The sequence below is a fragment of the Streptomyces sp. NPDC088732 genome (assembly GCF_044751205.1).
In the GTDB taxonomy this organism is placed as follows: Bacteria; Actinomycetota; Actinomycetes; order Streptomycetales; family Streptomycetaceae; genus Actinacidiphila.
This window is the reverse complement of the sequence record NZ_JBIVLI010000054.1, coordinates 1-9,406: the sequence shown is the minus strand read 5'-3', so window position 1 is coordinate 9,406 and position 9,406 is coordinate 1. Positions and strand designations below refer to the sequence as shown.

Genomic DNA, 9,406 nt, shown 5'->3' with positions numbered 1-9,406 from the left:
GCGGCGCCACAGGAGCAGCCGAAGGCGTCATGAGCTTTGGCGCGGCAAAGCTCATGGAGAAGGGCGCCACAAAACTCGCCGCAAAACTCCTCAGTCCATGCAAAAACAGCTTCCCCGCTGGCACGGAAGTACTCGCCGCCGATGGCAGCACCAAACCCATAGAAGACCTTGAGCTCGGTGACGAGGTTCTCGCCACAGATCCCGAAAGCGGCAAGACAACCCCCAAGTCGGTCACCGCCACAATCCTCACCCCGGATGACACCGACTTCACCACCATCACCCTGAACAATGCTACGGGGGGTGGCGAGAGCGTACTTACTGCGACCGACCACCACCCCATGTGGTCACCCAGCGAACACGACTGGATCGACGCCGGCAACCTTGCCCCGGGCATGACCCTGCGCACTGACCAGGGCCGTGAACTCCGCATCACCAGGGTCAAGCACTTCCACAGGCTCCAGGCCGCCTACAACCTCACCGTTGCCGACCTCCACACGTACTATGTACTCGCGGGCGGCACGCCCGTCCTCGTTCATAATTCCGGCGGAACGTGCCCGGCGAATCTCCAATCAGGTAATAGTGCAGCCGCCGCGCGTGGGACGCAGGTTCATAATGGGCCCGAATGGGGAGAGCATTTGGACTCTCTTGGATATTCGCGTGGCAGTCAAATCTCGCCAGGAAATATCCCTGACGGATTCACTGCAGACGGTTTCCCTGTGGAGCTCAAGCCGAACACTAAGAGCGGCATTAAGGCCGGAACTCGGCAACTGCGACGCTACATGAATGAGATGGGTGTTGATTACGGTGAGCTGTGGACGTATCGTGACACGCCGGATGGGATAGCATTCGACCTCGTGCGGGTGCCCAATGGGGCTCGCAGATGGACAAAGTGGTGATGTTGGATGGCTAAGCTGCTGACCGCGACGGCCGTGCTGCGTTCGGCCATGGAGCTCGGCGTTGTCTCTTCCGATGCTGATGTGTCGCGAAAGGGTGAGGCGCGCTGGGAGTCCGAAGGGCTGGCGTACCTCGGGTGGCTCTCCAAGGATGCTGCAGGGTTGCTGGTCTGGCACATGAACGTGGGCGATGCCAAGTTCGGCTCGGCCCTGGAGAAGTACGGGCGCATGTCCGTTCCAATTCGCAGTTCGAGTAACGAGATGCCATGGCCACAGGCAGCCGACAGCTTGCTGGAGGAGTTTCTTCGGGAGGGACTGGGTCGAGCAGTTCAGTTCGTAGCCGACCGGACCGACCTGTGTGAATTGCTGTCGTCGTCCGAGGATGTGCGCCGAGGGAACCTTTATTCATGGCTTCCCGTCGCTAATTATCCGGCTCGCCTGGTGCAGGCTCTGGTGTTGGCTCGTGATATTGGTGACTCCGACTTGGAGTCCCGAATCCAGGGACAGCTAAAAGAGGGACCGATTCGCCTGGCAAATGGTAGAGCTATGGACGTTCTGGCGTCAGCCAAGGGGTGGGCGAGTCGATACTCGAGTGCGCTGGGATTCGATATCGCGATCTAATCGATAATAAAGGGATGCGACCGTATGGTCTCTCCCCGTGAGTTGCGCCTCGCAGGAAATAGGAGCCCCGCCGAAGCGATCCTTCGGTGGGGCTCCTGTGGTGTTTGACGGCAACGCTGACGGCAACGTCAGCGGACGAAGAAGCCCCGACCGAGGCAGTCTCGGTCGGGGCTCCGGTCCTCCGGGGCTGTCGGTCAGCCGACGGGCGCTTTGGTAAGGGGCGGATTATCGCTTTCGGCGGGTTCGCGGAGAGCGTCTCCGAGGCGGTCGATGGCTTGGTGTTGGAGGCGGAGTCGGACGTGGGCGTAGACCTCGGCGGTGACGGCGATGTGGGCGTGGCCGAGGAGTTCTTTGATGGTGACCAGTTCGACGCCCTGTTCGAGGAGCAGGGTGGCGCAGGTGTGGCGCAGGTCGTGGAAACGGGTTCGGCGGAGTCCGGCGTGGCCGAGGAGGGTGCGGAAGTGCTGGGTGACACCGCCGGGGTCGAGCGGGTTGCCGCTGGGCGTGGTGAAGATCAGGTTTCGCTCTTCCCACCTGTCTCCGGCGGTTTGGCGTTCGGTGTCCTGTGTCTGGCGGTGCTGGGCGAGGGCGGTGAGGCAGGCGGTGGGGAGGGCGATGCGGCGTTCGGCGGCGCGGGTTTTGGTGGGGTAGAGGGCGGTGCCGCCGTTGGGGGCGTTCTGGAGGGTGCGGCGGATGTTCAGGGTGCGGCCTTCGGTGTCGAGGTCGTGCCAGGTCAGGCCGAGGAGTTCACCGCGTCGTAGGCCGGTGCGGAGGGCGAGTTCGAACAGGGCGTGGAGCCGGTCGGTTCGTGCTGCCTGGAGGAAGCGGCGGGCTTCGGTGGCGGTGAGGGGTTCGAAGCGGCGGTGGCGTATCTGTCCGACTTGGACTTGGCGGGCGACGTTGCGTTCGACGCGTTCGTCTCGGACGGCTTGCTGGAGTGCGGAGTTGAGGACGGCGTGGACGTACTGCAGGGTGCGGGGGGAGAGGCGTTTGCCGCAGCACTGGCCGATCGCGCAGCAGCGGGGCCGCTGGTTGGGGTGTTTGGGGTCGGGGTGTCGGGCGGCGTCGGTGCCGCGTGTGCAGCACTGGCAGGCGGCGCGGAGCTGGTGCAGCCAGCCGCGTACGTCGGCGATGGTGAGCCGGTGGAGCTTCTTGGGGCCGAGCGCGGGGAGCAAGTGGAGGCGGGCGACGGTGGTGTAGCGGGCGTGCGTGGTGGCGCGCAGGCGGTGGACGGCGATGGTGTCGAGCCAGTAGGTGAGGTACTGGGCCACGGTGGTGTCGCTGATGCGGGTGGGCAGACCGCGGTTGCTGACGGCCACAGCTTCGGTGAGTTTGTCGGCGGCTTCCTTGCGGGTGGTGCCGTAGACGCGGATGCGTTTGCGGGTGCCGCCGGCGGCGAGGACGTATCCGGCGGCTTCCCAGCGGCCGTCTTTGCGTTGGTAGATGGTGCCGTCGCCGTTGGCGCGGGTGCGGCGGGAGGCGGGGTTCGGGGTGGTCATCAGGCGGCTTCCTGTTCGAGGTGGTGGAGGTAGGTGGTGAGGGCGTGGGTGGGGATGCGGCGGGCGCGGCCGATAGTGAGGGAGGGGAGTTGGCGGGTGCGGATGAGGTCGTAGACGGTGGAGCGGCTGATCTTGAGGCGGGCCATGACTTCGGGGACGGTGAGGAGTTCGTCGTCAGCCATGGGTGGCCGCCGGTGCCCGAGGTCCGGGCGGTGGTGTCAGGGCGGTGGCGAGGCGGGCGAGTTCGGGGGTGAGGCCGATGCCGGAGAAGGCCCAGTGCGTGAGGGTCAGCGTCGACTCTGCGTCCGGACCGGTGGTCGGGGCTCCGGTCTGGGTGCGTTGGTAGTCGGCGCGGGCTTGGCGGAGTTCGGCGAGGGTGGTGGAGTACTGGCGGGTTTTGGTGGAGAAGTGGCCCCGGAAGCCGAGCATGTGCGCCCAGGCCCGGAGCTTGAGGTCCGCGAGGTCGCGGCGTGCGCCGAGGTCCCAGGCGGTGCGGATCATGCGTTCGGCGTGCGGGGGTATGTCGAATGCGTGGAGTTCGCCGATCAGGCGCAGGCGCCGGTCGAGGGTGCCGGTGGCGCCTTCGGCTCCCTTGGTGGCGTATTTGGCGATGTAGGCGGCCACGGCCCGCTCGGTGACCGGGGTGCCCGCCTGGAAGTCGCCGCTGCGGATGGGACGCACGTCGAGCTGTGTACCGAAGGCGAAGGACCAGGTGGCGCCGTCGAGTTCCGGTCCGGCCACGCGGGTTCGGGTGGCTGCGGTGTGGATGGCATCGGTGAGGAGTTCGGTCGAAGCCCAGGCGGGCGGGGGTGTCGCGCTGCCGTCGGGTCCGTCGAGGCGGATGACGGCGTGGAAGTGGACCAGGCCGCGCCGCTGGTATTCGGCGACTTTGGCGTAGGAGATTTTCGCGGCGGAGGACAGGCTGCGCTGGGTGAGCCCGGCAGCCCTGGCGATGGCGCGGCGCATGTGGAGCATGAAGCGGGACCACAGGGCCGGGGCGTGGGCGTTCCACAGCACCGCGCCCCGGTAGTCGTAGCGGTCGGGGTCCAGTGGTGAGCCGAGCAGCGGGTCGCCCTCGGCGTGGGTGCGTCCGCAGCGGCACCGCCGATCCCGCTTCGTTTCACCGCTGGGGCGGTTGTGGACGGGGCCGAAGGAGGGGGCGGTGAAGGTCGCGAAGACGCGGGGATGCTGGGTGATGGTGGTGGGGACGGTTTTGCCGCCGCGTAGTCCGGCGGCGATGAGCTGGTAGGTGTCGTGGCGGTAGATCTCGGCGCAGGAGGGGCAGCGGGTGGTGCGGCGGTTGCCGCAGCGGACCAGGAGGCAGCCGGCGGGCATTTCGCGGGAGTCGAGGTGGCGCAGGATCAGCCCGGTGGCGGAGTCGACCTCGGTGCGGTAGCCGTCCAGGCGTATCGGTCGGGCGCATCCGCCGAGCGTCGTCAACTGGCGGACGATTCCGGGCAGGTGTCCGCCGATGGCGAGCTTTTCCAGGTCGCCGGGTCGCAGTCCGGGGGCGAAGGCGCCGGGCAGAGAATCGGGCTGCTGCTGGGGGTTGGTGGGCATGGGGCATGGCCTCTCGGCGGACGGCGCGCGGGGTGCCGTCGAGGGGTGGGTGGGGGACCCCGGCAGGGGCAGGACCGGGTGGTGGCGCCCCTGCCGGGGGTGGGGCTGCTGGTGCGGGGCGCATCCCGCCGGGATCTGCTCACCGGGGGTGTATGGAGCGGGGGCATCAGCCGGTGGCCTTACCGAGGCCCGCGCCGCCCGTGGCGGGGCTGGTGCTGGTGGGGAGGTTGCGGATTTGGTGGCCTGCGTGGCAGAGGGTTTCGCTGATCTGCCAGCAGGCTTCGGTGGGCAGGTAGACCGAGCGCATCCGTACCGGGGTGCGCATGGCGCCGATGGCGGCGATGGCGACACCGGCGGGGAGTTCACGGTCGGCGGCGGTGACTTCCAGGTCGCGTCCGTCGGGGAAGAGATGGAGGAAGTCTTCGACGGTGTCGACGCGGTGGCAGATCCGCGCGGAGAGGTTGGTACGCATCGCGGTCGAGAGCACGTCGGCGGAGGGCTTCTGGGTGATCAGCCAGAGCCGCACACCGAACTTCGCGCCCTGGCTGGCGATGGCCAGCAACTCGGCCTCGAACCGCTCACGGGCCTTGCGGTCGGCGTGGCGGGTGTAGTTGGCGACCTCGTCGATGACCACCAGCAGCAGAGGCAGGTCCTTACTGAAGGCGGTGATCCGGTCGGTGCGCGCGGACCAGAACAGTGCCTCGCGCCGCCGCATCTCTGCCCGCACCTCAGCCAGGATTTCAGTGGCCTCGTCGGGGTGAGTGGCCGAGCAAACCTGGTGTGCGGTGCGCCACCAGGGTGCGGCGGCGGCGAGGTTGGGGTCGATCACCACCAGGCGGACGTCGCGCATCAACGATGCGGACGCCAGGAGGGTGTTGACGGTGATCGATTTGCCGGAGCGGGTGACTCCGGCGATGAGGCCGTGCGCGCCGGTGGCGAGATTGGCCTTGACGGGTGTGCCGTCCTCGTCCCACCCGAGCAGCACATCATCACCGGAGGTGAGGGTGCCGGGGGCGGGGGCGAGGGTGCCGTCGTGGTGGAGCAGGGGTGAGGGGATGAGGGTGTCGAGGGGTTCGCGGCGGAATCCCCGGGCGGTGATGGTGCCGGGCCGGGGCTGGGTGACCTTGACCCGGTGCATGCCCCAGCCGTTGCACAGGTCGTCGGCGGCGTCCTGCCAGGCTTCCAGTCCGACGCGGGGCAGTGCGGTGGCGGTGACGGTGACGCCGAAGGTGTCCGCGCGGGTCGTGATGCGCGGGATGCGGACCTTGGCCGGAGCCGGGGTTCCGTCGCTGTGGAGTTGCTGGAGCTGGGTGGGAGTGGGGTCCTTGACCGCGAGTTCGGCCATGGGGGCGAGCCTGCGCCAGGTGCGGCGGATACGGCGGGCCTGCCGGAGGCTGACGCGGGTCTCGGTGTCGGCCCGTATCCAGCGGACGCCGGTGAACAGCACCCGCCCGGTGATCAGGGCCGCCAGGGGTATGAGGAGCCACCACATCACGGCCGCCGGATTCGGGAGGGCGTGAAGGGTGGTCATCAGGCGGCCTTCGCGGTGAGGGCGGTGGCGCGGAAGGCGATCCCGTGGCGCATCTGCCCGTTGAAGGTGTTCTCCCAGGCCGAGGCGGTCAGGGCGGTGAACGTGATGGTCGCGCCGGGCTTGATGCCCTTGGTGATACCGGTCTCCGGGACGGTGACCTGGAGCATTTCGGCGCGGCCGTCGAGGACGACCATGACGTCGGCGACCACGAGCGGGGCGCCGGTGTCCTTGTCGGTGGCGATCTCGCCGGTGGCGAAGTCCTTCACCTTGGGGCGCAGGGTGCCGAGCATGGCGTGCATGGCGGTGGTGTCGATCGGAAGAGAACGCATGGGTGGACTCCTGGTGGGAGGGGGTTGGTGTGCCCGCCGGGGTGGTCGGGTTCGGGAACAGTAGCACACCCCATCCGACCCCATCCATGCCCATCCCTATCTCATCGGTTCCCACCCCATCCACACCGCCGGTACCCTGACCGGATCGGCCCCGAGACCCCGGAGCCTGGAACCCGTGAGAGCGATCGAGAGAGTGTGGAGGTGGAGCCGTGTCGCAGCCCGACGGCACCCTGCTGAACTACGAGCGCATCGCCGAAGACCTCAGACAGCAGATCCGCGAAGCGGCCCTGTCCCCGGGGGCACCGCTGCCCTCGCAGAGCCAGCTCATGAAGCAGTACGGCGCCTCCAGCCTCACCGTGCAGAAAGCCATGTCCCTGCTCCGCGAGGAGGGCTGGGCCGTCTCCCGCCCCGGCAAAGGGGCCTTCGTCTCCCAGAAGAAGGACACCGAGGACGCCTTCCGCACGGTCGCCACCGCACTGGAACAGCAGATCCGCACCGGCACGCTCACCCCCGGCAGCCTCCTCCCGTCCCGCGAAACCCTCGCCGAACAGTTCGGCACCTCGCTCACCGTGATCGACACCGCCCTGACCCTGCTGGCCCAGCAGCAGTGGCTCACCCCGGACGAGACCGGCCGCAGCCTGGACATCCACGTCCAGCACGCCCACCACCCGAAGATGACCGCCCTGCTCGCCCAGCGCACATCCCCACCGGAAGGTGCCGGCGGCGACGCTGCCACACGGTCGCGCGTCGAGGCCCTGGAAGGCGCACTCACCGGGGCCCTGGAACAGATCGCGGAACTTCGCGAGCGCGTCGAGACCCTCGAAGCCAGCAAGACCCGGAAGGCCCCCGGCCGCAAGACCGGCTGAATATCCCGCACCGCCTCTCGAACAGCGAGGTCAAGGACCGTAGTTGCCCTGTCAGCCGCAGTCCCGGGCGCCATCCCGGCAGGGCAGGGCCGGTGATCTTCCGCCTGGGCTGTGCCGTGTGCCTGCCCGTGGGCAGTGTGCTCGGCGGTCGGCGGCATGGGTCGGGCGGTTCGAAGTCCCGTCGGGCGCAGCGGTAATGGAGTTGCGTCCAAAGTTTCTCTACGAGATCAAGGCGACCCGCTTGCGCGGGTCGCGCGCGGCCGGGCCGGGGCCGGCCGCTACGTCGCCGCCCCGCTTGCCCACCCCGGCCATGCCGCGCAGAAAGACGTGATCGGGAGACCAGAGGCCCCCGGTGTAACCGTCCTGACGCGGGATCACCTACGGCGCTGATGGTCGCCGTGATGCCCACAGTGGGGCCGCTGTCGCCTGCTCGCTGCCCAAGGTTGGCGGACGGCTCGCCCCGGGCGGAGATGCCGGGCGGCAGCACCTCGGCCTGGGGCCGGGGCCAGAGCTGACAGACTTGCCCTCCCTCCGAGGGGCCGGAGGGTCGAGCCCCAGGCGCGGGTTCGTCGTGGTTGAGAGTGGCGGGTCGCGGGGGTGAATCCCTCGTCGGCCGGTCACCGGAGGCGTACCAGGAACCCCCGGGGGCCGCCAAGGCCAAGCGCGAGCGTCACGGTGTGAGCCTTGGCGGCCCCCGGAGAACCCTGGTCCGGCGAAGCTGCCCGACCGACGAGGGACCCACCCCCGCTCAGGCCCGGAGTCTGCCGCGGGCAGCGGCTCTGGCCAGTGGGACGGACCCTTGCACGCCAGGCGCACCGGATACGGTCAGGACGCGAGCAGTTCGGCGACCTCGGGCACGTCGCGGAAGGCCTCCAGGCGGTCCAGGACGATCCGGGTGCGCTCGGCTGTCCGCTGACTGCCGCTCTGTCCGAGGGCGAGCATGCGGCTCGCTTTCCCGGCTGCGGTTTCGGGCTCGTTGGCGTCGGCATAGGCTACGGCCAGCCAGGATAGGTACAGCGCCAACTCGCGGGCGTGGCTGGCGTCGTAGCGGCCGAGTACCTCGGTCAGCAGGGGTACGGCGCGCAGCGGGCGGCGCAGTTCGGTGTAGACGCGGGCCTCCATGACCCGCAGCTCCCCGGCATCCACCCAGTACAGGTACGACGGCGATTCGGTACCGGCCGAGTCCCCCGCCAGGGCCTCGCCCGCCTCCCCGAGAGTGGCCATTGCCTCGCGGTCCTGTCCGGCGCGGGTGTGTGCCCAGGCCACCCGGTCCAGGTACAGCGCGCGTGCCCTGGGCGGGGCGTCCGGACCGGCGTCCTCCAGTGCGGCGCGGGCCAGGGCCACCGCGTCCGTGGTGCGGCCGGTGTTGCTCCACTGGTAGGCCAGCGAGCCCGCCACGTTCCCGGACAGCACCCCGTCTCCCGCCGCACGGGCAGCGCTCATCCCGAGCCGGTAGGTCCGCTCAGCCTCGGCGTGCTCGCCCGCATCCGAGGCCACCCACCCGGCGATCTGCGCCAACTCACCGATGGCCCGCAGGAGTTCGCGCCCTACCTCCTCGGTGTGGGTGCCCTCCCGGTACAGCTGCACTGCGGCCCGCAACTCCCGCAGGGCCGGGCCGATCAGGTCCTTGCCGTACACCACGTCGTCGGCCAGCCGCAGACCGTGGACCCGATGGGCCAGGTCGGCCACCTGCCCGGCCCCGATCCGGCGCCCCGCACGCGCGGTCAGCGGGGCCAGCGGGTCGCCCTCGGGCAGGAAGTCTGCCACGGAAACGAAATGCGGCGCGGATTCCGGAGGCGGGACTGCCTTCGCCGCCTCCAGCATCTCCCGGGGAACCTCCAGCACCCGGGCAAGGAAGGGCAGCCACTCACGGGGAGAGCGGGTGCCGATCTCCCAGCGGGACACGTCGTTGCGCGTCGGCGGAACACGCGAGGGAGCGGCAACGGCCAGCGCCTCGGCGAGCCGCCGCTGACTCCAACCGCGCGCCAGGCGCAGCCTACGCACCAGATCCCCGACTGAGGTTCCCCCGCTGTGCGGGAGTGGCTGACTAGCTGGTCAGGGCGGGTTGACGTGATTTCAGGTTCACCGGTTCGGCCGCTGCCTGGTC

Annotated in this window: 9 protein-coding genes; 3 read left to right on the top strand and 6 right to left on the bottom strand. The window is 69.1% G+C overall.

What is annotated here, in order from left to right; translation table 11 throughout:
• Both ACIP9H_RS42080 and ACIP9H_RS42075 read left to right on the top strand, forming a co-directional pair.
• Positions 1-896, top strand: an 896-nt coding sequence (locus ACIP9H_RS42080; RefSeq protein WP_401964228.1) for a polymorphic toxin-type HINT domain-containing protein, incomplete at its 5' end; no start/stop codon positions are given.
• A gap of 6 nt (positions 897-902) precedes the next feature.
• The gene (locus ACIP9H_RS42075; protein WP_401582361.1) at positions 903-1,514 is read left to right on the top strand and encodes a hypothetical protein; all 612 of its coding nucleotides are present in this window, start codon (positions 903-905) and stop codon (positions 1,512-1,514) included.
• Positions 1,515-1,708: 194 nt separating this feature from the next.
• Here ACIP9H_RS42075 and ACIP9H_RS42070 read toward each other — a convergent pair whose 3' ends face one another.
• The 5 genes from ACIP9H_RS42070 to ACIP9H_RS42050 all read right to left on the bottom strand — a co-directional run bounded on the left by ACIP9H_RS42070 (position 1,709) and on the right by ACIP9H_RS42050 (position 6,433).
• A complete protein-coding gene (locus ACIP9H_RS42070) occupies positions 1,709-3,013 on the bottom strand; it encodes a tyrosine-type recombinase/integrase (RefSeq protein ID WP_401582360.1) in 1,305 nt (434 codons plus the stop codon).
• Positions 3,013-3,195 carry a helix-turn-helix domain-containing protein gene (locus ACIP9H_RS42065; protein ID WP_401582358.1) on the bottom strand — a complete coding sequence of 61 codons (183 nt, stop codon included), beginning with the start codon at positions 3,193-3,195 and terminating at the stop codon, positions 3,013-3,015. Before ACIP9H_RS42065 ends, ACIP9H_RS42070 begins: the two co-directional genes overlap by 1 nt.
• Positions 3,188-4,573: a replication initiator gene (locus tag ACIP9H_RS42060; protein WP_401582356.1), complete on the bottom strand. Its 1,386-nt coding sequence runs from the start codon at positions 4,571-4,573 to the stop codon at positions 3,188-3,190. The genes ACIP9H_RS42065 and ACIP9H_RS42060 overlap by 8 nt, the downstream gene beginning before the upstream one ends.
• A 166-nt stretch (positions 4,574-4,739) precedes the next feature.
• Positions 4,740-6,104, bottom strand: a complete 1,365-nt coding sequence (locus tag ACIP9H_RS42055) for an FtsK/SpoIIIE domain-containing protein (protein WP_401582353.1) — start codon at positions 6,102-6,104, stop codon at positions 4,740-4,742.
• Entirely contained in the window at positions 6,104-6,433 is a 330-nt protein-coding gene (locus ACIP9H_RS42050; protein ID WP_401582351.1) for a hypothetical protein, read from the bottom strand. Before ACIP9H_RS42050 ends, ACIP9H_RS42055 begins: the two co-directional genes overlap by 1 nt.
• 209 nt (positions 6,434-6,642) lie before the next feature.
• Here ACIP9H_RS42050 and ACIP9H_RS42045 point away from each other — a divergent pair, with 209 nt between their 5' ends.
• Positions 6,643-7,299, top strand: a complete 657-nt coding sequence (locus tag ACIP9H_RS42045; RefSeq protein ID WP_401582348.1) for a GntR family transcriptional regulator — start codon at positions 6,643-6,645, stop codon at positions 7,297-7,299.
• Positions 7,300-8,124: 825 nt separating this feature from the next.
• Here ACIP9H_RS42045 and ACIP9H_RS42040 read toward each other — a convergent pair.
• Entirely contained in the window at positions 8,125-9,303 is a 1,179-nt protein-coding gene (locus tag ACIP9H_RS42040; protein WP_401964225.1) for a helix-turn-helix domain-containing protein, read from the bottom strand.
• Positions 9,304-9,406 lie beyond the last annotated feature (103 nt).